Source organism: Seonamhaeicola aphaedonensis (genome assembly GCF_003386195.1).
GTDB lineage: Bacteria > Bacteroidota > Bacteroidia > Flavobacteriales > Flavobacteriaceae > Seonamhaeicola > Seonamhaeicola aphaedonensis.
The window spans coordinates 73,236-99,252 of the sequence record NZ_QRDX01000005.1; the positions used below are offsets into that span (position 1 = coordinate 73,236).

Here is a 26,017-nt window from a genome sequence, read left to right on the forward strand (position 1 = left end):
TTTAATAATGCGAAAATATATTTCACTAATTAGTTTGTTCATATTTGTACCTCTTTTTTGTATGGGTCAAACAGTATCAAAAAAATTAGAGCAAAACTTCAAAAATCCCCCAGCTTCAGTGAAGCCTCGTACTTGGATGCATGCCATAGATGGCAATATGAGTAAGGAAGGTTTGACCAAAGACTTAGAGGCGATGCAACGTGTAGGTATTGGAGGTATCTTATTATTCAATATCGACCAAAAAATTCCAGATGGAAAAATAAAATACGGCTCACCTGAACATCACGATATGTTAAAGCATGCAGCAGCAGAATGTGAGCGTTTGGGTTTGAGTTTTGGAATACATAATTGTGATGGTTGGTCTTCTAGTGGAGGTCCATGGATTACTCCAGAACAAAGTATGAAAATGCTGGTTTGGAGCGAGCTTCAAATAAAAGGAGGTCAGTTAAATGTAAAATTACCACAACCCACAAAAAGGGAAGACTACTACAAAGATGTTACTGTTTTAGCTTATCCTTCACTACCTTCAGAATTAGATGATGCTACCAATACGCCTATTATTACCTCCTCAGAACTAAATTTAAAAACGGATGGTTTAGTTGATGACTTACTTGATGGTAGATTAGTACTTCCTAAAAAGAAGAATGCACTTCCTTGGTTACAGTATGAGTACCTAGAAGAAAAGTCGATACAATCTATCTTAATTGTTTGTAACCAACGCGACCCAATTGCTACACTGCAAGTATCTAATGATGGGATTAACTTTACAGCAGTTCGAGAACTTTATACAGTACGTACAGGAAAAAGGGAGTGGACTATTAATGATAGCTTTGAGGCAGTAACGTCAAAGTATTTCAGGATAACGTTTAACCAAACAATGTCTTTGCAAGAAGCCCGTTTATCCAATACGCAAAGCATTCATAATGTCATGGGTCGAATTAGTATGGGGCGTACAGAAGACTCGAATTTGATACCTATTGGACAACCTAAAAAGTCAATGGTTATTGATAAAAGCAGTATCATAAACTTAACATCATATCTAAAATCTGATGGTACATTGCAAGCAAAATTACCAAAAGGTGACTGGACGATAATGCGTTTTGGTTATACATCAACAGGAGCGTTTAACAATCCTGCTTCAGATGCTGGTAGAGGTTTAGAATGTGATAAATTTAGCAAACCCGCTTTTAAAACTCATTACGATGCTATTATTAAAAAAGTAATTGAGAACACCAAAAAAATAGCACCAAATGCTATGCAATATGCGGAAATAGATAGCTATGAGATGGGTGGACAAAACTGGACTGATAATTATGAGCATTTATTTAAAGAAAAGTATGGTTATAATTTGTTAGATTTTTTGCCTCTTTACGCAGGACGTTTTGTGGAAAGTGAGGAGATTTCTGATGCTATACTTTGGGATGTGCGTCAATTTAACTGTCATTTAATGGCAGAGAATTACTTTGGTTATTTTGCGGAGTTGTGTAAACAAGATGGTATTAAAAGTTATATAGAACCTTACGGTTTTGGACCGCTAAATGATTTAGATGTTGGCGCTAAAGCAGATATTAATATGGGAGAATTTTGGATGGGTCGTGAAATGACCGCGGTTCAGTCTGCGGTATCTGCCTCTCATATTTATGGTAAAAATGTGACCTCAGCAGAATCCTTTACATCAAATCCACAGATTAACTGGAAAGGGCATCCTGCACTAGCTAAAACTTCGGGTGATTTGGCTTGGGTATATGGTATCAACGAATTTATGTTTCATCGTTTTACACATCAAGCCAACCCAAATGTTGCTCCTGGAATGACTATGGGTAGATGGGGTTTTCATTTTGACCGAGTTCAGCCTTGGTGGGATAATGCAGGACAAGCTTGGTTTACTTACATGATGCGTGGTCAGTACTTGTTACGTCAAGGAGTTCCTGTATCCGACTTTTTAGTGTTTATTGGCGATGGTTCTCCAAATTCGGTGTATCTACGTAAAGATTTTGAACCAGCAATTCCAGCAGGCACAAACTTTGATTGTACTAATGCTGATGTGCTTTTCAATCGTATTAGGAGTAAAAACAAAGTCTTAGTACTTCCAGAAGGGACAACCTATAAATCGTTGGTGCTCAAAAATTCTAAAAAATTAAGTCTGTCGAGTTTAAAACGGATTTATGAAATAGCAAAAGCAGGAGTTCCTGTAATTGGCGAGTTACCTGAGCAAGTAGCAGGCTACTTCAACACAACTGAAGAAAAAGCTGAGTTTTCAAAAACTGTAGCAGCTTTAAAAGCCTTACCAAATGTATATGCTGGTTTTGCGTGGGAAAAAATGATGAATAAGGAAAAGATTGTCAGTGATTTTACTATTGAAAGTCGAGACGATATTCCATTTATTCATCGAAAAGATAAGAAGATGGATATGTATTTCTTTTTCAATCCAGATGATTCAAAGCAACTGTTTGAATGTAACTTTAATGTTAATGGAAAAGTTCCAGAGTTATGGAATCCAATGAATGGGGAAATTATAAAAACGGCTCAGTTTAAACATCAAGATGGTAAAACCAAAGTTTGGATTCATTTGGAGGCTGAAGAATCTGTATTTGTGGTATTTAAAGAGGCGTCAGTAGGTGTACCTACGATTACAGATATTGATAAATTTTCATCGACATCTTATGTCTTAACTTCTACTAATGCATTGCAAGAAGAAAAATCAGCAGAAAGTATCGACCTAACTTTTGAAGATGATTGGAGTGTCACTTTTCATAACTTAAATTCTGAAGAAAAACGTTTCAAATTCCCTGAATTGATAGATTTATCAAACCACAAATTTGAAGATATAAAATATTATTCAGGAACTGCTGTTTATGAAAACAAATTCAAAATTAGTAGAAAACAACTAGCTAAAAACATAATGTATACCTTAGATTTAGGTGAAGTAGCCATAGCAGGAAAAGTTACTGTAAATGGAACTGATTTAGGAGTAGTTTGGAAAGCACCTTTTGAAATAGACATTACTTCGGTATTGAAAAAAGGGATCAATAATATAAAAGTAGAAGTGAGCAACCAATGGACAAATCGTCTTATTGGTGATGAGCAATACCCGAATGAAACGGGTTTTGACCGAACAGCTGAAGTGATGCCAGATTGGTTTTTAAACAACGAGTCAGCTCCTTTAAAAAAGCGTTCTACGTTTACAATTACCAATTTTTACGGACGTGACAGAACCTTGCTGTCAGCAGGTTTAATCGGACCAATCACAATAAAAACAACCAAGAAAATAACCATGAAATAGTTTCAATTAAACCTATTGAAACAGACAATATAAAACTAACTTTACTCATGAAAAAAATGTCAACGTATCAACCAAAATTATTGTTGCTTCTAGTATTTGTTCTACTATATTCATGTAATGAATCAAAGAGTCAACAAATTTCAGAACAGAATTACGAAGTCATTAAATCGGATTTTGTTACGCCTTCCGAAGACAACACCATTTGGTGTTATTGGTATTGGATAAATGATGATATTTCAAAAGAAGGCATCACCAAAGATTTGTTGGCGATGAAAAAAGCTGGAATTGGTGGTGCCTTAATTGGTAATATCAATCCTGCACATAAAGATGGAAAAGTACCGATGTTGAGTGAAGATTGGTGGAGCCATATGGTGCATGCTGTAGAAGAAGGCAAACGTATTGGTGTAGATATTGGTATTTTCAATTGTCCTGGTTGGAGTCAAAGTGGTGGCCCTTGGGTAGATGATACCAAGGCGATGCGTTATTTAACTTTTAGCGAAACCAAAGTTGAAGGTGGTAAAGCGTTAACATTATCATTGAAAAAGCCAAAAGAAAAGTTTCAAGACACGCATACTTTTGCGTTCAAATCTTCAGATGTTGAAAAACGAAGCACACAATTTATTCCTACAAAAATCACTGCTAACTGGAACGATGTTGATGTAAGTGTTTTGACTGATGGCATTAAAGAAGCAGACACGAGCTTTGAACCAAAAAAGGGAGAAACCTTAGAAATTAGTTTTGACCTTGCTGAACCAATTACAGCACGTTCTATAACTATCATTCCGAGTAAAGCATTTAAATGTAATATGAGTTTGTTTGCAGTTGTAAACGGTGAAGAAGAACTTATCAAAGAATTTCAGTTCGACCGTTTTCGCATTACACCAAACGTAGCGTCCATAGAAACAGGGGATTTTGCTACCATACTTCCAGAAAAAAAAGCACAGCAGTATGTATTAAAATGTAGCAACTTGAGAACCCAGAGAAATACAGGTTTTGGCTTTGCCGAAATTACTATTTCAGAAGCTCCTGTATTAGATAAATACATAGAGAAACAATTGGGTAAAATGCACTCTACACCAAAACCTGATTGGGATACCTACATTTTTGGAAGACAAGAAGCACTGAAAGACAAGAGTTTTACAGTGAACCCAGAGGAGGTTATCGATTTGAGTGATAAACTGGATAAAAATGGCGTTCTCAATTGGGATGCACCAGAGGGGAATTGGACGATTATGCGAATGGGAATGACCCCAACAGGTACAAAAAATGCACCAGCTGCACCTCAGGGTGTAGGTTATGAAATTGATAAAATGAATAGTAGTTTGGCTCAATATCATTTCGATAATTTTGTAGGTGAATTTTTAAAACGTATTCCCGAAGAAAGCAAATCTGCTTTTAAATATGTTGTAGCAGATAGTTACGAACAAGGCTCTCAAAACTGGACAGATGGTTATGAAGTTAGGTTCAAAGAAAAATACGGATACGACCCTATTCCATTTTTACCAGTGCTTTCTGGTAGAATTGTAGGAAGTGTGGAATTATCCGAGCGTTTTCTCTGGGATTTACGTCGTTCTATTTCAGATGATGTAGCCTATGAATATGTAGGAGGGTTAAAAAAAGCCAGTAACAAACACAATCTTCAAACATGGCTGGAAAATTATGGTCATTGGGGTTTTCCTAGTGAATTTATGATGTATGGTGGCCAGTCGGATTTAATTGCTGGCGAATTTTGGAATGAAGGAACATTGGGTAATATCGAATGTAAAGCATCCTCTTCAACGGCGCATACGTATGGAAAACCAATAACTTCTGCAGAAGCGTTTACTTCCTCAAGAAAAATGTATTTAAGGCATCCTGAAATGCTAAAAAAACGAGGCGATTGGGCATTAACGGAAGGCATCAATCATTTTGTATTGCATTTGTACATTCAACAGCCAGATGATACAAGAAAACCAGGGATGAATGCTTGGTTTGGTACAGAATTCAATCGTCATAATACTTGGTTCAGTCAAGCAGATACGTATTTTGATTACTTGCGTCGATGTCAACATTTACTACAACAAGGAAAATATGTAGCCGATGTATGTTATTTTATTGGTGAGGATGCACCAATAATGACAGGAGGTCGCGTGCCAGAAATTCCAAAAGGCTATTCTTATGACTATATTAACGCAGAAGTAATTTTAGATAGACTTACTGTTAAAGATGGTCGTTTTGTATTGCCAGATGGTATGTCTTATAAAGTAATGGTATTGCCACCTTTTAAAACCATGCGTCCAGAATTATTGACCAAATTGGAACAATTAGTTGCACAAGGAGGAACAATTTTAGGACAAAAACCGGAAAAATCACCAAGTTTAACAAATTATCCTACATCTGATAACATAGTAAAAGATTTGGCAAGTAAAATGTGGAATGCTAGCTATGTTGATGGCAAAATGAAAGCAACTTATGGAAAAGGAAAAATTTGGGATGGTTATGAATTATCAGAAGTTTTTGATGAAATAAATCTAGCAAAAGACATTGAGGTTGCCGAGGATGCACCTGTTTTATGGACACACCGTAAATCATCAGAGATGGATATTTATTTTATAAGCAATCAAAGTGATGATAAGCTAAACATAGCACCAGTTTTTAGAACCGATAAAAAGTTAAAACCACAATTGTGGAATGCTGTAAGTGGAGAAATTAGAGATTTACCAGAGTATGAAATAACTCCAACGGGAATTAAAGTACCATTGCAATTTGAAGGTGCTCAAAGTTGGTTTGTTGTTTTTAGTAAAGAAGCTAAAACCGATAAAACATCTAATTTTCCTGAATACAAACCGCTAGTAACATTAGACAAAGATTTTAAAGTCGATTTTCAAAATAAAGAGATTGGACCAAAAGAACCGCTCGTGTTTAACAAGCTACAAGACTGGTCAATTTCAGATAATGAACAAATAAAATTCTATTCAGGTACAGCAACTTATACCAAAACCTTTGCAATTGACGAACTTCCTGAGAACCAAGAAATGTATATCGATTTAGGAAACGTATCAGTAATGGCTAAAGTAAAATTAAATGGAAAATATGTTGGAGGTGTATGGATGGCTCCTTACCGATTAAACATTTCAAAAGCTATTAAAAAAGGTGAAAACAAACTAGAGATAGAAGTAGTAAATCTATGGAGAAATCAACTGATACGAGATAAACAGCTACCAGAAAATGAAAAATATACCTGGTTAGTTACCGACGATATTACGCCAGAATCAAAACTACAAAAGTCAGGATTATTAGGGCCTGTGGTTATTGAATCTGTAGCATATTAATTTTGAATTAAATTAAAAATATTTAATGAAACTAAAACTAATAATCCTCAACATCCTTTGTATGGTTCTCATATTGGGAACTATAAGTTGTAAGATCAAGCAAGTTGATGTAGAAAAAGAAGTTGCTTCAAAACCTAATATTATTTTTATTCTAGCAGACGATTTGGGGTATGGCGATGTGGGTTTCAATGGTCAAGACAAAATAAAAACTCCAAATATTGATAAACTGGCAGCAAACGGTATGGTTTTTACCAACCATTACACTGGTTCTACGGTATGTGGACCTTCTCGAGCAGTTTTGATGACAGGGAAGCATACAGGACATGCTACCGTTCGTGGCAATCCTAGATGGACAGCAAGTGGCAATCCTGTAGATATTAATGCAGAAGATGTTACAGTAGCCGAAGAACTAAAACGAGCCGGCTATACCACAGGTATTATTGGTAAATGGGGGTTAGCAGAAAATCTTGGAGATGGTTTACCTAATAAACAAGGTTTCGATTATTTCTATGGATTTAATCAGCATTCACCAGCACATCATTACTATCCAAAAACGATTTTTGAGAATGAAAATGAGTTAACTATAGAAGGTAACGACCCTCAAACAAAAGAAGGGCAACATATTCATTATTTAATAACAGAAAAAGCAACTGAATTTATTGATAAAAACCATAAAGCACCTTTCTTTTTGTATTTGTCTTATACGATTCCGCATTTTGAATTAACAATTCTCGAAAAAGAAAAAGAGCAATACAAGAATTTAGGTTGGCCAAAACGAAAAATGACACCAGGGCATTATCGTCATGATGAAGATGGCCACATTACCTATGCTGCTATGGTGTCTACCATGGATAGAGATATTGGAAATCTTTTAAAACAGTTGGAAAGTCTTGGGTTAGCAGACAATACTTTAATTGTTTTTACTAGTGATAATGGACACGAATATGATGATTTACAGAACGAATTTTTTAATAGTAATGGCGATTTTAAAGGGCATAAACGCGATTTGTACGAAGGTGGTATCCGCACACCTTTTGTGGCCTATTGGCCAAATAAAATTAAGGCAGGTTCAAAAACTAATCACATTTCCGCATTTTGGGATTTTTTACCCACTGCATGCGAATTAGCAGGTATAAGACCTTCTGATAAAATTGATGGAATTTCTTACGCACCAACACTTTTAGGAAACGATAATCAGCAAGAGAAACACAATTATTTGTATTGGGAGTTTAATGAAAGACAAGGTCCAATACAAGCCGTTAGAAAAGATAATTGGAAAGCAGTGAAATTTGATAAAAAGCCTGTTGAGCTTTACGATTTGAATCAGGATATAAGCGAGCAAATTAATGTTGCAGAACAATATCCTGAAAAGGCACAGGAGTTGCTTCACTTTATTAACAATTCTCGTACTGAGCATCCCGAGTTTCCTTTGGTAAAAAAGACTTTAAAGAAAAAATAATTATTGAAATTGCAAAACCAAATTATTAATTTTTGTCACCCATGTTAAATATTTTATTGTCATAACCTTAAGTATCAAATAAAACCACTAAAATGAAATTAAAACTAATTATTGGAACGATACTAATAGCATTTTATAGCTCCTGCGATAGTCAACCTAAAAATAACACTAAGCCAAATATCTTGATTATAAATATTGATGATATGGGGTGGAAAGATGTTGGCTTTATGGGCAGTGAATATTACGAAACCCCAAATATAGATTATTTGGCAAGTCGAGGCATGGTGTTTACTAATGGCTACGCAGCCTCAGCTAATTGTGCACCCAGTAGAGCTTGTTTAATGACTGGACTTTGGACACCGCGACATGGAATTTATACTGTGAATTCTTCCGAAAGAGGAGAGTCTAAAGACCGTAAACTCATCCCAACACCTAATACCACTATATTAGCACCAGAGCACGACATTATACCAAAACTTTTAAAGCGTAATGGTTATAAAACCTGTCATGCAGGGAAATGGCATTTAAGTAAAAACCCTTTAGAATATGGCTTTGATATCAATATAGGTGGAGGCCATAATGGTCTCCCTTCAAGTTATTATCCGCCCTATAAAAATGTAAATATTGCAAAGGGTAACAGTCAATACTTAACCGATTTGGTCATGGAAAACGCCTTGAAGTTTGTAGACACTATAGCCTCACCATTCTTTCTATATTATTCGCCTTATGCAGTACATACGCCAATAATGCCGGTGGATAGTCTCTTGCCTAAATATAAAAAGAAAGCACCATGGAATGGTCAAGGAAATCCGGAATATGCAACCATGGTTGATAATCTTGATAGAAATATTGGGTTGCTAATCAATAAATTAAAAGAAAGAAACCTTTTTGATAATACACTTATTGTTTTTACTTCAGATAATGGGGGTTTATATGGTATTACCAAACAAAAACCACTAAGGGCAGGGAAAGGAAGTTACTATGAAGGTGGCATTCGGGAACCCTTTTTCTTTGTTTATAACGGAAAAATTGAACCAAATTCAAAAAGCGAAGTACCAATTACCAATCTTGATATTTTTCCAACCATGCTGAAATATGCAGGGATTGAAAACACCCAACTTGAACTAGATGGTGCTAATCTGTCTTCGGTATTAGAAGGGGAAACAGAAACGTTTGAGCGATCCTTATTTTGGCATTTCCCTATTTATTTACAGGCTTATAATAAAAAGGATAATGAAAATAGAGACCCTTTATTTAGAACAAGACCAGGCTCTGTGATGCGAAAAGGGGATTGGAAATTACATTATTATTTTGAAGATAATGGTGTGGAACTGTATAATCTGTCTCAGGATATTGGTGAGAGAAATAATTTAGCAACTATCAATTTAGAAAAGAAAGAAGAATTACTTGACGATTTAAAAAATTGGTGGAAACAAACCAATGCCCCTATTCCAACAGATTTAAATCCTGAATATAGAGAATAAAAGTGATAGCGCTTGATTTATAGGCAGTTAAGTTTATTATGGATAATTTTTGTCACTATTCTTGCAAATTATCGGAAAGGATTTTAAATTTTTAAAAACATCTTAAAATATAAGTTGAAGATGTGCCAAAGAATTTTTCAAGCAACGAATCAAATGAAATCAAGCACCTAAAAATGAACATTGAAAACAAAAATAAAATAGTTATACACAAAGCCGAGAAAATTAGTTTTAATAATAAGGTAGTATTCAATCAACCAATTTGTAAAATTAAAAAGATTAAAAAACACACATTAACAGTTGTTTTAATGATGCTTAGCATCTCTGTTTGCTTTGCCCAAACGAATCAGTTATTAGAGTCAAGTTTTCAAACCCCACCAAATCAATATAGACCACAAACTTGGATGCATGTTTTAGACGGCAATATGTCAAAAGAGGGGTTAACTAAAGATTTGGAGGCACTTGCAGATGCTGGTGTGGGAGGTGTGTTGTTATTTAATATTTCCTATGGGATTCCAAATGGCAAAGTAACATATAACTCGCCAAAGCACATTGCTTTATTAAAACATGCTGCTGCTGAATCTGAACGATTAGGTCTAAATTTTGGCATTCACAATTGCGATGGATGGTCTGCAAGTGGCGGGCCTTGGATAACGCCTGAACAATCCATGAAAATGGTGGTTCACAGTGAAACGATCGTAAAAGGAGGTAAAAAAAGCACATTAAAATTGCCACAACCTACTATACGAAAAGGGTATTATCGAGATTTGGCTGTATTGGCATATCCATCTTTTCAATCAGAACTTGATGACGCCAATAATATACCTACCATAAGCTCTTCGGACAAAAAGTTGGATATTAAAAAATTAACCGATAGCAAAATTGACACTTTTACAGTAATAAATGGTTCTGAAAAAAATCCGGCGAGTATTATCTATGCCTATTCTAAGCCTTTTACCTTACGTTCCCTTTTAATTTCCACAGGTACACGACATTCAAAAATAAAAATTTATGTATCGAACAATGGGCAGGATTTTACAGAAATTGAAAAACCGGACAATCCTCGCCCGGGAAAAAATGAATATAGTTTGTCAAAAATATACGACGGCGTTACCACGCAATTTATTAAAGTTGAAACTACGGCTAAGGTAAGGCTATATGAAACGTCATTTTCCTCAACCCAATTAATTGGTGATCAATTGGGGCGTGTGTCTATCTCAAAAACCGTCGCTTCAAAAGTTACACCAATTGGTATTCCTTCAAGGGAAATGATTATAGATCCTTCTAAAGTTATAGATTTAAGCAAGCAAATGGACGAGCATGGCAACTTAACTGTAAAACTTCCTAAAGGATATTGGACGGTCATGCGTTTTGGTTACACTACTACCGCAGCGTTTAATCATCCGGCATCTGATTCAGGCAGAGGTTTGGAGGTGGATAAATACAATCGAGAGGCTGTAAAAATACATTACGACGCGTTTACAAAAAAGGTGATAGACGCAGCTATGCCAATTGCACCAAATGCCATGAAATATGTTGAAATAGATAGTTATGAAATGGGAGGTCAGAACTGGACGACAGATTACGACAGTATTTTTAAATCTCGTTTTGGATATGATTTAATACCTTTTTTACCTATTTATTCAGGTCGATTTATAAAAAATGCCGATGTAACAGAAGCCGTTACCTATGACATTAGAAAACTAAATAGTGAGCTGATGGTAGAAAACTATTTTGGTTACTTTACAGAATTAAGCAATAAGGATGGCATAAAAACTTACATTGAGCCTTATGGAAATGGACCCATGGATAATTTAGCTACAGGTGGTAAATCAGATATACCCATGGGTGAATTTTGGACAAGTTTTCCAGGAGCCTCTGCGCAAAGCAATCCGCCTACTATTGTTAGTGCAGCGGTTGAATCGGCCCATTTATATGGAAAGAATGTTGTGTCGGCCGAATCTTTTACAGCCTCTGCCAAGTTAAATTGGAAAGGGAATCCTGCGGAATTTAAAAAATCGGGAGATCGTATTTGGACTTTAGGTGTTAATGAGTTCATGTTTCACAGGTTTGCGCACCAGCCAAATACACACGTTACACCGGGAATGACTATGGGGCCTTGGGGTTCGCATTTCGACCGTACAAACACCTGGTGGTATAATGCCGGCAAAGCTTGGTTTAAATATTTGGCACGCGGGCAATATATGCTTCGTCAAGGGAATCCGGTATACGATTTTCTTCTTTTTCCTGGCGATGCATCTCCTAACCCATCATTTGATCCTAAACTACCTGCACAAATTAAATATTTGAATACCAATAGTGAAGCTCTTATTAACAGAGTTATTGTAGACGAAGGCCAATTGAAACTTCCTGAAGGAACGACTTTTAAAGCTTTAATATTAGGCAATATCCAAAAAATTGAATGGCCCACATTACGCCGCTTAAAAGTTTTGGCTGATCAAGGAGCGGTTCTTATTGGTGAACGTCCTACTACTATTGCCCAATACCAGATAAGTCAGGCAGAAAAAGACGAGTTTAATGCCTTGGTAGAATATATTTGGAACAAACCAACTACTTACAATGAAATGAATTGGGAAGTATTGTTACCAAAACTAAAGGTGATTCCCGATTTTACGGTAAAAGGGAAAGAAACTTACGATTATATTCATCGAAAAACCGAAACAGAGGACATTTATTTCTTTTACAATATGGATGATACCCCTCAGATGTTAGATTGTACGTTTAATATCACAGGAAAAATACCTGAACTTTGGAATCCATTAACAGGTGAAATTGTTAAATTGGCGCAGTTTACAACCAAGGAAGGAAAAACACATGTGCCTATATTTTTGGAGCAGTCAGGTGCTGTATTTGTGGTGTTTCGTCAGCCAATTAATAATACGTTAAATGTTAGTGCTGAACCTCAAACTGATGTTCAATATGTTTATAAAGATAATGGTGTGATACAAGCTGAAATTAAGGAAAATGGCAACTACCAGGTTTTTACGTCTCAAGGTGAAAAAAGGCAGTTTAAGATTAACGATATTGCAGCTCCTTATTCCATTGGAGGTAGCTGGGAAGTCCAATTTAGAAAGGAAGACGGCTACGAGGCAAAACATACGTTCTCAACATTAAGCGATTGGAAAGATCATAATTTAGATGCGATAAAGTATTACTCAGGCACGGCTATATACACTAAAAATTTTACGATTGACAAAGAATTATTAAAATCAAATCGAAAATTATACCTCGATTTAGGTCAGGTTTGTATAGCCGCACGGGTACTCTTAAATGGAAAAGATTTGGGTGTTTTATGGGTAGCTCCTTATGAGGTGGATATAACTAATTTTGCCAAGGAAGGTCTTAATGAACTCAAAATTGAGGTGACTAACCTATGGACCAACAGGTTAGTTGGAGATGAGGCATTACCCGATACTAGTGGTTATGATAAAAATGCTAAAAATATGCCTGAGTGGTATACAAATAATGAGCACAAACCAGCAGGGGATCGACATACATTTACGGTATTTAATTTTTACAAAACCGACAAAAATTTGATGCCTTCCGGACTTTTAGGTCCTGTTCAGTTAAAAACGGGGGTTGATTTTTTAATCCAGAAGCCTTAATCGTACTTTTAATTGGTAGGTTTTAGTGAGTAATACGCTATCAGTCAACGATTCAGTTAGTTATTAATATGCATAGAATAAATATCAATTAAAAATATATTTTTTAGGAAGAGTTATGAAGTATATGTTTTTTACAGTTTTAACTGCTTTTTTGTCTATAATTTGTTACGGACAGAAAGTAATTAATCTTGCCGGAGAATGGCAAGTGAAACTAGACACTGAAAATAAGGGAATTGAAGAACAGTGGTTCAATGAAAACACATTTACCGATGTGTTAACCTTACCGGGTTGTATTCAGGAACAAGGTTATGGAAATATTCCCGGACCAAACACCCCTTGGTATGGTAACACTGAATGGGCAGGTTCCGGAGGTCTGAATGGTTGGGGACCTGATTACCTGAGCAAGTACAAAGAGCGGGGTATCTATAAAATGCAACACTTTTTACATCCCGAAAGGCATTTCATCGGTGCTGTATGGTATCAACGTAGCATCGAAGTACCAAAAGCATGGGAAGGCAAGCAGATTGCTGTTTCATTTGAACGCGTTCACTGGGTTTCACAACTTTGGTTCGATGGCAAAGAAGTTGGCAAAGCGACAAGTCTTGCTGCACCGCATCAATATAGTTTAGGTCAACTTACTCCCGGCTCACATACCATCACTATACGTGTTGACAATTCTGAATATGTGCATATGGGATATAATGCTCATTCAGTATCGGAGCAGACCGCCGGAACATGGAATGGTATTGTAGGTGATATCAAATTAGAAGCACGACCTGAAGTTTGGATAGAAAGATTTACTGTTTCTCCAAAGCCGGTTGATGGTATGTTAAAGGTGAGCCTTCAATTAGGAAAAACTATTACAGCAAAAGGAAAATGGGAACTGACTCTGGATGCCATTGGAATAAGTAAGGGTAATGAGCATAACCCTGAACCATTGGTATTAAAAGGGAATGTTAATGAAATTGATGGTAAAATGCTCCATTTTGATTATCCAATGACAGATAAAGCTCTGTTGTGGGATGAATATGAACAGAATCTTTACCAAATAGAAGCGAAGTTAAAAACAAAAAAGTCTAACGATTCCCGTCAGCTGACTTTTGGTTTGCGTGATATATCTGTAGATGGTATGCACTTTAGTGTAAATGGCAATAAAACATTCATAAGAGGCAATAACGATTGTGCTGTGATGCCTGCCACCGGCTATGCCCCAATGGATGTAGAATCATGGCGCAAAGTATGGCGTACCTATAAAGATTTTGGTCTTAATCTGGCTCGTTTTCATTCCTGGACACCGCCAAAAGCAGCATTTATTGCAGCTGATGAAATAGGAATCTATATGGCACCAGAGGTGGGCGAATGGGGAACTGTTAAAACAAAAGAGCAGTTTGATTTTATGCGTGCCGAAGCCAAACGTATTTTGGATGAATTTGGACACCACCCAAGCTTTGTAATGATGGGGTTGGGAAATGAATACGATGGAAATCACGACTTCTTCACAGAAGTGGTACAGGAATGGAAGGCTTATGATAACTCTAAGCTTTATATGGTTAAAGCCAATTCATGGAGTCCCGCCGAGGCAGATTATCAGGTGCAACGCGGCATTTGGCCTGAGCGCACCACTAAACTTCGCTACCAGTTTGGTTGGCCTCCAACACCCGATCGTACGGAATATAATCTTTCTGCTCCAAATACGGCTATCGACTGGCGTGAGGCTTCATCCTCATTCAAAGTTCCGGTAATGTCACACGAGATTGCGCAGATTTGTACCTATCCCGATGTGGAAACCGAACTCAAAAAGTACACGGGTTACCTGAAAGCGGATTACCTTGAAATAGCCCGTGATCAACTTATAGAGCGAGGCATGTACGCCTTGCTTCCTGAAATTGTGGAGTCATCGGGCAAGTGGCAGGTAGAGCTTATCCGTGAGGCCTTTGAGGCGGCTTATCGCACTCCTGATATGGCAGGTTTCCAATGGTTGTCGTTGGCCGATTTTACAGGGCAAAGCAGTGCCCCGGTTGGTTTAACCGACCCATTTTACGATGCTCGTCCATACGTGGATTTGGAATACATTCGCCAATGGTGTGCCCCAACTGTACTTTTAGCGCGAATACCGAAACGTGTATTAACACAAAGTGAAACCTTCAAAGCCGACCTCGAAGTCACACATTTTGGCAAAGAAGAGCTAGTCCTTAATGATCTTACAGCTACACTTCGCAAAGACGATGGTACAGTGATAAAAACATGGGAGCTTCCTAAAAAGACATTTATACAAGAAAGTGCACAGGCTATCGCTTCAATTGAATTGGCACTTGGAAGTATTGCTGCTCTGGCCAAAATCAACTTACAAGTTGAGTCTAAAGCGAATAAACTTATGAACGATTGGAATATTTGGGTTTATCCTGATGCGCCAGCTGAAACATTCCCTGCAAATGTTCATGTTGCCAAAGCCTGGAACGAGGAAACGCAAAAGCGACTTGAAGCGGGTGAAACCGTTTTGCTATTGCCTCAAATTGGTGATATGAAAGGTAACCTGCCTTCGTGCTTTACCAACCATTTCTGGACAGCGATAGGTGAAAAAGGTGGACAATCATCGGCTTCGGGCATGTTGATAAATCCTGAACATCCACTTTTTGCGGCTTTTCCAACCGATGCACATGTGAACTGGAACTGGTGGGATATTTTGAATCATGCACAGCCTATGATTTTAGACGCCTTTGACGCTAAAAATCCATGGCCAAAAGACTACCGCTCCATCATTCAGCCTGTGGATTCGTGGAAAATTAACCGCAAATTAGCATTGGTAGCAGAGGCAAAAGTGGGCAAAGGGAAGTTGCTGATTTGTAGCATCGATATTGAAAGTGATTTAGAAAATCGTCCTGCAACCCGTCAGTTCCGAAAATCTCTGTTAAACTACCTCACAACTTCCGCATTTAATCCTCAATGGGAGATTCAACCCGAAGCAATTGCAGAAGTATTCGAAAAAGAAACAGGACCGGCAAAAGAAATAGATTTTAAATCGAATGCTTTGCCAATTGACAATTAGAAAACCATGTATATAAGAATTAAAGATATACTACTAATTGTTCTTTTAGCAATTTCAACTTCACTTGCTTTCGGTCAAGAAAAAATAAACCTTGCCGGAGAATGGCAGGTGAAATTGGATCCTCAAAACAAAGGAATGGAAGAGCAATGGTTCACTGAAAGTTCCTTTAAAGATATGTTAACCTTACCCGGTTGTATTCAGGAACAGGGCTATGGCGAAGTTCCCGGACCAAACACCATTTGGTGGGATGGAAAAACCTTAGAGGGATGGTTCACATCTCGTCCTTGGATAAACCCAAAGTACAACACCGCTGAAAACTTCAAAACGCAGGCCTTTTTAGTGCCCGACCGATATTACATTGGTGCTGCATGGTTTAAGAAAGAAATTGAAATACCCAAAGATTGGGAGAATGAAAATGCTATGCTGTTTTTAGAGCGTTGCCATTGGGAAACTCAGCTTTGGATAAATGGAAAATTCATCGGTTCAAACCGAAGTTTGGGAACACCTCATGAATACTTATTGGGGAATTTACCAGATGGAAAGAATACAATTGTATTGCGAGTTGATAATTCCAGTAAAGTGGATTTAGGATCAAGGGCTCATGCAACATCTGACCAAACTGCCGGTACATGGAATGGTATTGTGGGTAAGTTGGAGTTAAGAAAACAAACTCCAATTCATATAAAAAGAGTACGCGCCTTTCCTAATATTAGCGAGAAGTTAGTCAGCATCGAAGTGCAAATTACGGGATTGCAAGAGCTCAAAAAAGCCACTTGGGAAATTGAAGTGAACGTTAAGGGTTATAATGGCAACAAACACACCCTTGAACCAAAAATCTTTTCAGGAAAGATAGATACAGATTCCTCTATGCTTGTCAAATTAACTTACCCTTTGGGTGAAGAAATGCAATTATGGGATGAATTTGATCCTAATCTGTATGAGTTAACCCTAAACATGAAGGTGAAGCAGAAAAGAAATGAATTCACAGATAATTACACACAAAGTTTTGGGGTAAAGGAGTTTAAAATAGATGGCTCACAATTTACCATCAATGGGATAAAAACTTTTTTGAGAGGAAATGCCGATTGTGCTGTAATGCCCAAAACAGGATATGCCCCAATGGATGTGGCGTCCTGGAAAAAAGTATGGAAAACATACAAGGATTTTGGTTTAAATATGGCTCGTTTTCACTCTTGGTGTCCTCCACGTGCTGCTTTCATCGCTGCCGATGAAGTGGGAATTTACCTGGCACCGGAAGTAATGGAATGGGCATCTGTAACTACACAAGACCAACTGGACTTTTTCCTTGAAGAATCAAAAAAAATACTGGAAACCTATGGCAATCATGCCTCCTTTATTCAAATGGGCTTAGGCAATGAAAAAGGTGGAAAAGCTGAAATTTTCAAAGAATTATTAGATCGCTGGAAAGCCTGGGATAGTCGCCATTTATATACCATAAAAGCAAATGCGAATTATGAAGGCAAAGGATTTGCAAATGAAGGAGCAGATTTTGAAGTGCTTAGAAAATCAGGCAAAGAGCCTACAGTACCTGCGCGCTATCAAGCAGGATGGCCTCCAAAGCCACAAAATTCTGCCTTTATAAACCGAGCTCCTCAAACGGTGATCAATTGGCAAGAGGCAGTAATGAGAGAAAAACGTCCCATTATTCAGCACGAAACGGCACAGATTTGTGCTTTCCCCAATATTGAAGCTGAACTGCCCAAATATACCGGCTACCTGAAAGCCACTTATTTGGAAATTGCAAAAGAGCAAATGAAAGAAAGAGGCCTGTACAATCAGTTGCCTGATTTTGTTGAAGCATCTGGTAAATGGCAGGTAGAGCTTACTCGTGAAGAAATGGAAGCAGCTTACAGAACCCCGGGTTTGGCAGGATTTCATTGGTTAGGCTTAGCCGATTTTACAGGACAGCATACGGCTCCGGTTGGGTTTACTGATGCTTTTTATGATGCCAAATCTTATGTAAATACTGCAAAGGTGCGCCAATGGAATGGGCCTACTGTTCTGTTGGCGGCAATGCCAAAGCGAATACTTACTTCCATTAACGATTTTAAAGCAGATGTTCTGATAAGTCATTTTGGTAAAGAAAAATTGAATCTACAAGTGACTGCTGAATTGAAAAATCAAGAAGGAGAAGTCTTTCAATCATGGCGCTTACCTCAAAAAGAAATTACTCAAGGCAGCGGACAAAAACTGGGTGAGGTTTCTGCATCGAATCTGAGAATTACCAAAGCAAGCCGTTTGATTTTAGAACTTAAATCAGCCGACAATCAGTTTGTTAATCAATATGATTTGTGGGTGTTTCCGGAAGTTAAGAAAGCTGAAAACCCGCATAAAATAATAGTTTCCGGAGTGTGGGATGAGAATATTGAGGCTTATTTAGAGCAAGGAAAAACGGTATTGTTATTACCAAAACAGAATGATTTAAAAGACCAATTACCTATCTGTTTTACCAATCACTATTGGACCAGTTTTGGTAAAAACGAAGGACAATCTTCGGCAACAGGGGTATTGTTCGATACTTCGCATCCAATTTTTAAGGACTTTCCTACAGAAAAACACGTAAACTGGCAATGGTGGGATGTTTTGACTTATGCACACCCTATGGTTTTAGATTCTTATGATTCTAATCTATCTTGGCCAAAAGACTACAAATCGCCCATACAGCCCATTGATAGCTGGAAGATTAACCGAAAATTAGCCCTTTTAACTGAAGCAAAAGTTGGAAAGGGAAATTTGATTATTTGTTCTATAGACATTGAAACAGATTTAGAAAATCGTCCGGTAACTAAATTGTTGCGAAATAATTTATTAAAATATATATCTTCAGATAGTTTTAATCCAAAAGTGACAGTGGGTGTAAAAACAATTCAAGAAATTTTTTCTATAGAAAAACAATCAGAAAATTAAAAAAGATGAACTCAAAAAAAATCTTTTTACAAATAATTATAGGCCTTTTAGCAATTAGTGTTTGTTCTCAAAACAACGATTGGGAAAACCAGTATGTTACTCAAATCAATAAAGAAAAACCAACAGCAACACTATTTTATGACGATAGCTCACAAGACGTAACATCGCTAAATGGTACATGGAATTTTGCCTATTATAAAGATGTTAGTGAAGTCCCTAACGATGCAAAACCAAAAGCGTGGGATAAAATTGAAGTACCAGGTACTTGGGAAATGCAAGGTTATGGAACACCAATTTATACGAATCAAATTTATCCTTTCGATAAAAATCCGCCTTTTATTGCAGGTATCAATGGTAACCCTGTGGGGGTTTACCAAACTCAATTTGATATTTCAGAAATAAAGGATAAGCAAATTTATGTACATTTTGGTAGTGTCGCTTCTGCATTCTATTTGTGGATAAACGATCAAAAAGTGGGATATAGTCAGGATTCATGGTCACCGGCCACCTTTAATATTTCATCTTATATAAAAAAGGGTAAAAATACCTTACGCATGCAAGTATTTCGCTGGAGTGATGGTAGCTATCTTGAAGATCAGGATGGCTGGCGCATGAGTGGTATTTTTAGAGATGTATTTTTGGTAGAAAAAGAAGCAGTTCATATTAAAGATTATTTTGCAAAGACAGATTTGATTGCTGCTGGGGCTAAACTTAACTTAAAAATAGATTTAAGTAATAATCTAGGTCAAAAATTAAAAAAGTATAACATTCATATATCTTTAAAGGATAGTGATGGAAAGACGATAGCTCAACAAGAAGTGCATGCTGATGCACAAGTGAATTTATCAAGTGAATTTTCCAGTATAAAGCCATGGTCAAATGAAGTGCCTCATCTTTATACTTTAGATATTCAACTTAAAAAAGGAAAAGAACTCATTGATGAGGTACAATCTAAAATTGGTTTTAAAGAAGTAGCCCTTTCAGATAAAAATGAATTATTACTTAACGGAAAACCATTCATCATTAAAGGGGTAAATATTGTAGAACACGATCCTATTCAAGGTAAATACATCACCAAAGACCGTATGGAAAAGCAGATAAAGCTGTTAAAACAATACAATATCAATACCATAAGAACAGCACACTACCCAGCTGATCCTTACCTGTATAAATTATGTGATGAGTATGGCATGTTAGTGATTGATGAAGCCAATGTAGAATCTCAAGGGATGAAGTACGAAGAAGCATCTTTAGCCAAAGACGCTAGTTGGGAAAAAGCTCATGTAGAACGTTTAGAAGCGATGATGCAACGCGATAAAAACCATCCTTCTATTATTTTATGGTCTTTTGGCAACGAGGCAGGTAATGGTATCAATATGGAAGCCATGCAACGCAGAGCCAAAGAAATAGATATGAGCAGGCCTACGCACTATCATATCATAGATGGAGGTGTGGCATACGATACCTATGGCGGTGGTATTATAAAGTTTGGAAAACCAAATACGTTTGGACGTTATCAGTCTGTAGATGACATGGAATACCTTGGCAAAACGGGTACAGACCGCCCATATTTGCTCAATGAATTTGCGCATTCCATGGGAAATAGTACGGGCAATTTACAAGAATATGTAGATGTGTTTGAAAAATACCCTAATCTTATTGGTGGTTGTATTTGGGATTGGGTAGACCAAGGATTAACTAAAAGCACCAGTGGTCTTTATGGAAATAAAATTGAAGATGAGAATGCGTCTCATGAGCAAAGTAAATTGCCTGGAACAGATTTTTATTGGGCTTATGGAGGCAGTTTTGGAGATACCCCAAATTCGGGAAGATTTTGTATTAATGGTTTAGTTTTTCCAGATTTAACGCCAAGTAGCAAAACCCAAGAGGTTAAAAAAGCCTATCAAGACATTGCTTTCAAGTTAATAGATTTTAAACAAGGCAAGATTCAAATCAGCAATAAGTACCATGTAACAAATCTTAAAAGTTTTGATTTTGAATGGCTATTACTTAAGAATGGTGAAGAGATTAAGCGGGTTCCATTTGAGGTTGACTTGTTGGGTTTGTCAAAAATAGATATCAAACTTCCAGATTGGAAACCTGAAACAGATTCTGGAGGCGAATACGTGCTTCAAATTTCAGCAATGCTGAAAAATGAAGAGAAATGGGCTTCAAAAGGATTTGAAATAGCTTTTGAAGAATGGGTAATGGCACCTCAAAACCAACCTGAATTACCGTTGAAGTCTGATTCCAAAGTAAAGGTTGATGAAAAGGACAATCAATTAATAATTACAGCATCAGAACATCTATTTAGCTTTAATAAAGAAAAAGGGATGCTTCAAAAGGTAATTAAAAATGATGAGGAACCAATCTTTGATGGCATGGCACTTTCGTTTTATCGGGCTCCTGTTGATAACGACCTCTCTTTCAAAAAGGATTGGGAAAATTTTCGACCTGATAGTTTAGCGTGTAAAGTTAATTCGTTTGATGTGGAAGTTCTTGAAGGTAATGTAAAACTCTCGATTGCTAAAACTTATAATTCAAAGAATAGTCAGTCGGGGATTTCAACCCATGAAATGTTTACTATTTCTGGTGATGGAGTAGTTTTAGTTGCTTTAAAAGTGCAATATTTTGGAGATGATTTACCAAAATCTTTACCGCGGATTGGTTACACTGCTAAAATACCAAAGAGTTATGATGAAGTAAATTGGTATGGAAAAGGACCAGGAAGTTCTTACAATGATAGGAAAACGGGTATGCGAATGGGTATTTATCAAGCCTCAATAGACGATTTGTTTACCAATTATATCAAACCACAAGCCAATGGTAATCGTTCAGAAGTAAGATGGGTTAAGGTTGGTAATCAAAATCCAATTGAAATAAAAGGGGCAAAACCAATTAATTTTTCACTTCAAAAGTTTGATGCATATCAGTTGGCAAAATCACGTTTTACGTATCAACTTAAAGAGAATGAATTCAATATTTTGAATATCGACTTAGAGCATGGTCCCGTTGGTAATGGTAGTTGTGGTCCTAGTCCTTTACAAAAGTACAAGGTAAAGCCAGAGGCAAAAGTGTATCAATTTAAAATAAAATTTTAGCAAATGAGGTTTTTATTTAATTACATAACACGTTTATTACTAATTGTTTTAATGGTAGCTCCAACTTTAATAACTGCACAAAAATTAATCTATAAAGATGCTTCTTTACCCATAGAAGATAGGGTAAATGATCTACTTAATAGAATGACAGTAGAAGAGAAAGTTGGACAAATGCTCATGTTTGGCGCCCAAAGAGTAGCAAGAAAAGGTAAAGATGGCTCGTTAGTCATTACCGATTGGGGTAAACCATACTTTACGAATGGTTTAGGTGGTTTAAAGTTTCCTTTTCAGAAAGAAACTCCAGAAGAGTCAGCAAGACTAAATAACGAACTTCAAAAAAAGATTATAGCGTCCAACCGATTTGGAATACCAGCATTATTTGTTGGAGAAGCCTATAATGGTGTAGATGCCAAAGGATGTACAAGTTTTGGTCGTCCACTTAATTTGGCTGCTTCTTGGAATGTAAACTTAACGCACGATGTATGGAGTGCTATTGGTCGCGAATCTCGTTTACGTGGTTGGCACATGGTGCATTCTCCTGTTGGAGATATTGCGCGCGATCCTCGTTTTGGAAGAATGAGCGAAGGATATGGAGAAGATACTTTTTTAACCACAGAAATGTTGGTGGCTGCTGTAACTGGGGTACAAGGAGATTACAATGGAACAGGATTTAATACGTCTCATATAGGTGCAGTGGTTAAACATTTTGCTGGTTATAGCCAAGTTGTTGGAGGTCGTAATTTTGCAGCTGTAGAGGTGTCTCCTCGTGTTTTACTTGATGAGTTGTTACCACCTTTTAAAACGGCTGTTCAACGCGGTCATGCTCTTGCTATTATGCCGTCGCACGGTGATATTAACGGTGTGGCTAGTCATGGGAACCCTTGGTTATTAACAGATTTGTTACGAAAACAATGGGGTTTTAACGGTTATGTCGTCTCAGATGCTTATGATGTTGGACGCTTAAATTTTTTAATGAAAGTTGCAGAAAATATTGAAGAAGCAGTGAAACTTGGTTTAAAAGCAGGTGTAGATTTAGACTTATATAGTGAAGATGTTTACGAGCTGCTTCCAGAAATGGTAAAGAAAGACCCTAGCTTGTTACCCTATATTGATAGAGCAGCTGGTGATATGCTACGTACTAAATTTATTATGGGCCTTTTTGATAATCCTTACATTGACGTTGAGGAAACAAAAAAGGGAGTACGTTCTAAAGAGAACCTATCATTGGCAAAAGAAATGGATGAAGAATCCATGATTTTACTTAAAAATGAAAACCAGATATTACCTTTAAATAAAAAAGAATCACGTAAAATAGCATTAATTGGACCTTTACTTGGCGAAGACACGAAAGAAGCATTTGAAAGTGTAGCTGGAGATAAAGTGTCTTTTGTTGCTGAAAAAGGATATGAGCTGACAAACCGAAACTCAAAGCATCCTGAACTAACACCCAGAAACGATGCGGCTTTAGACAAAATGGTAGAACTTGCTAAAGATGCAGATGTATCAATTCTTTTTGTTGGAGGAGATCGCTTTACAGCTCAAGAGGCTACTTTTTTCAAGTGGGTTATTGGAGATCGGGCTACTATAGAACCAGTTGGTGTTCAAGATGAGTTAATTCAAAGAGTTAAAGCATTGGGTAAACCGGTAATAGTGGTGTTGAAACACCGTAGAACATTATCATTCAATGTAATCAATGACAATGCAGATGCTGTCTTGGATTGTTGGGAAATGACCGAGTTTGGAGACGAACTTGTAGCAAAAGTGCTCTTTGGTGAATTTTCGCCTTCAGGGAAATTACCGGTTACTGTGCCACGTACAATTGGTCAAATTCCTTATCACTATAGCATGAAGGAGATTAGTTTCTTTAAAGATTATCTATTTTTAGAATCTGGTCCATTATATCCGTTTGGCTATGGTTTAAGTTATTCTAAGTTTAGCTATTCTCAACCTAAATTAACAAGTGATATCTTAGAACGTGATGGAACAATACAAGTAACTGTAGATGTTATGAATACAGGAAAGGTAACCGCTAAAGAAGTGGTACAAATGTATATTAAAGATATGTTTGGTTCTGTACTAAGACCTGATAAGGAACTGAAAGGTTTTGAAAAGATTGAATTAAAACCTGGAGAAACAAAAACAGTTCAATTTACAATTACTCCAGATATGTTAGTTTTTACAGGAGTAGAAATGAAACCGATTATAGAGGCAGGAGATTATGAAGTAATGTTAGGTACATCGTCTCAAGAATATCAGAAGACCTCATTTCGTCTTAAATGATTTTAGATAAATGACGATTACTAGAAATTCAAAAAACTTTTATCATGGATTAAAAATTATTTTACCTCAACAGTAAAATATTAAAACAAATATGTATGTTGCTAGATTTGAAGGTAATAAGGAATGGTAGGCTCAGGATTATATATGTTTATTTAATTCTCATGATAGTGCAGGATAGTTTAAAAGACATCAAGATTTATTTTTAAGCCTTACAAATAAACTTAAATAAGAAAATATGCAAGCATTAATAGGTGTTATATTTCATTCCTTAGGAGGAATTGCTTCTGGTAGTTTTTACATGCCGTTTAACAAAGTAAAAGGTTGGGCCTGGGAAAGCTATTGGATAGTTGGTGGTTTAATGTCTTGGTTAATAGTGCCTCCACTAGCGGCTTATTTAACAGTTCCAGGGTTTTTAGATATTATAGCAGCAGGTTCTAGTACCATTGTATGGTTTACTTTTTTAATGGGGCTGCTCTGGGGTGTAGGAGGTTTGTCCTATGGACTAGGAGTTCGCTATTTAGGAATGTCTTTAGGTAATTCAGTAGTTCTTGGTTTTTGTGCTGCCTTTGGAGCTATAGTGCCCTCTATATATTACAACTTTAGTCCTATGGAAGGGAAAGTGTCTTTTACAGATATGCTTGGTTCTTCAGGGGGACAGATAGTATTATTAGGTGTTTTGGTTTGTCTTCTAGGTATTGGATTATGTGGAAGAGCCGGTATTTTAAAAGAAAAAGAGCTTTCAGACGAAGAAAAAAAGAAATCTGTTTCAGAGTTTAATTTAGTTAAAGGATTAGTAGTGGCCATTCTTTCGGGTATTTTAAGTTCCTTTTTTAGTTTTGGTATTGAATCGGGAAAGCCCCTTGCAGATGCTGCAGTAGAAGCCGGTTATGATCATCTATTTGCTAACAATGTAACATTTGTAGTTATTTTATGGGGAGGTTTAATAACCAACTTAGTTTGGACAACCATTTTGAGTATTAAAAATAAATCTTATAAAGATTTTACAAATAAGAGTACTCCAATTCGCAACAATATAATATTTTCTGCAATGGCAGGAACCATCTGGTTTTTACAATTCTTTTTCTACGGAATGGGTGAAAGCAAACTAGGTAGCGGTGCTAGTTCATGGATTTTACATATGTCTACCATTATTTTAACAGCTAATTTTTGGGGTATTTACCGTAAAGAGTGGAAAGGTGTTGCTAAAAAGACTAAGATAACCATAACAGCAGGTATTGTGGTGATTTTATTGTCTGTGGTTTTGGTTGGAATTGGGAATTCAATCTAGATAATGAATTTAACCTGAAGCTTCAGGTTAGTTATTAGCATGATACAAAATAGATTATGAATGATTTATTTTGTATCATGTTTTTTTTTAAGAGGCTTTAATTGGGTAATAACAATTTTATCTTGTGACACCTATTGAGAACATTTTCTGCAAGCGATTCTCCTTGTCTTTTTTTTGTTTAGTTCTTTAAAATTACTGTATTATACAGGCCAGT

At 36.7% G+C, this 26,017-nt stretch carries 10 protein-coding genes; all 10 read left to right on the top strand.

Going from position 1 to position 26,017, the window contains the following annotated elements; all coding sequences use genetic code 11:
• The first annotated feature begins 61 nt into the window (after window positions 1–61).
• On the top strand, window positions 62–3,283 hold the full coding sequence (locus DFQ02_RS09425; protein WP_181896386.1) for a glycosyl hydrolase: 3,222 nt from the start codon (window positions 62–64) through the stop codon (window positions 3,281–3,283).
• Between the two features lie 47 nt (window positions 3,284–3,330).
• Window positions 3,331–6,594 carry a glycosyl hydrolase gene (locus DFQ02_RS09430; protein WP_116524182.1) on the top strand — a complete coding sequence of 1,088 codons (3,264 nt, stop codon included), beginning with the start codon at window positions 3,331–3,333 and terminating at the stop codon, window positions 6,592–6,594.
• A gap of 25 nt (window positions 6,595–6,619) precedes the next feature.
• Window positions 6,620–8,053 carry an arylsulfatase gene (locus DFQ02_RS09435; protein ID WP_220340257.1) on the top strand — a complete coding sequence of 478 codons (1,434 nt, stop codon included), beginning with the start codon at window positions 6,620–6,622 and terminating at the stop codon, window positions 8,051–8,053.
• 92 nt (window positions 8,054–8,145) lie between these two features.
• Window positions 8,146–9,537, top strand: a complete 1,392-nt coding sequence (locus DFQ02_RS09440) for a sulfatase (protein ID WP_116524184.1) — start codon at window positions 8,146–8,148, stop codon at window positions 9,535–9,537.
• Window positions 9,538–9,842: 305 nt separating this feature from the next.
• Entirely contained in the window at window positions 9,843–13,160 is a 3,318-nt protein-coding gene (locus DFQ02_RS09445; protein ID WP_181896387.1) for a glycosyl hydrolase, read from the top strand.
• A 115-nt stretch (window positions 13,161–13,275) separates the two neighbouring features.
• Window positions 13,276–16,206 carry a sugar-binding domain-containing protein gene (locus DFQ02_RS09450; RefSeq protein WP_116524186.1) on the top strand — a complete coding sequence of 977 codons (2,931 nt, stop codon included), beginning with the start codon at window positions 13,276–13,278 and terminating at the stop codon, window positions 16,204–16,206.
• Window positions 16,207–16,212: 6 nt separating this feature from the next.
• Complete coding sequence (locus DFQ02_RS09455) at window positions 16,213–19,134, top strand: sugar-binding domain-containing protein (RefSeq protein ID WP_116524187.1); 2,922 nt, start codon at window positions 16,213–16,215, stop codon at window positions 19,132–19,134.
• A gap of 5 nt (window positions 19,135–19,139) precedes the next feature.
• The gene (locus DFQ02_RS09460; protein WP_116524188.1) at window positions 19,140–22,235 is read left to right on the top strand and encodes a glycoside hydrolase family 2 TIM barrel-domain containing protein; all 3,096 of its coding nucleotides are present in this window, start codon (window positions 19,140–19,142) and stop codon (window positions 22,233–22,235) included.
• A gap of 3 nt (window positions 22,236–22,238) precedes the next feature.
• Entirely contained in the window at window positions 22,239–24,515 is a 2,277-nt protein-coding gene (locus DFQ02_RS09465; RefSeq protein WP_245940248.1) for a glycoside hydrolase family 3 N-terminal domain-containing protein, read from the top strand.
• A 235-nt stretch (window positions 24,516–24,750) separates the two neighbouring features.
• Window positions 24,751–25,803, top strand: coding sequence for an L-rhamnose/proton symporter RhaT (gene rhaT / locus DFQ02_RS09470; RefSeq protein WP_116524189.1), 1,053 nt, complete (start codon window positions 24,751–24,753; stop codon window positions 25,801–25,803).
• Window positions 25,804–26,017 lie beyond the last annotated feature (214 nt).

Coding starts and splice junctions, on each gene's coding strand:
- DFQ02_RS09430 (WP_116524182.1), top strand. CDS start 3,331: ATGAAAAAAATGTCAACGTATCAACCAAAATTATTGTTGCTTCTAGTA.
- DFQ02_RS09445 (WP_181896387.1), top strand. CDS start 9,843: ATGATGCTTAGCATCTCTGTTTGCTTTGCCCAAACGAATCAGTTATTA.
- DFQ02_RS09440 (WP_116524184.1), top strand. CDS start 8,146: ATGAAATTAAAACTAATTATTGGAACGATACTAATAGCATTTTATAGC.
- DFQ02_RS09455 (WP_116524187.1), top strand. CDS start 16,213: ATGTATATAAGAATTAAAGATATACTACTAATTGTTCTTTTAGCAATT.
- rhaT (WP_116524189.1), top strand. CDS start 24,751: ATGCAAGCATTAATAGGTGTTATATTTCATTCCTTAGGAGGAATTGCT.
- DFQ02_RS09450 (WP_116524186.1), top strand. CDS start 13,276: ATGAAGTATATGTTTTTTACAGTTTTAACTGCTTTTTTGTCTATAATT.
- DFQ02_RS09435 (WP_220340257.1), top strand. CDS start 6,620: ATGAAACTAAAACTAATAATCCTCAACATCCTTTGTATGGTTCTCATA.
- DFQ02_RS09425 (WP_181896386.1), top strand. CDS start 62: ATGGGTCAAACAGTATCAAAAAAATTAGAGCAAAACTTCAAAAATCCC.
- DFQ02_RS09460 (WP_116524188.1), top strand. CDS start 19,140: ATGAACTCAAAAAAAATCTTTTTACAAATAATTATAGGCCTTTTAGCA.
- DFQ02_RS09465 (WP_245940248.1), top strand. CDS start 22,239: ATGAGGTTTTTATTTAATTACATAACACGTTTATTACTAATTGTTTTA.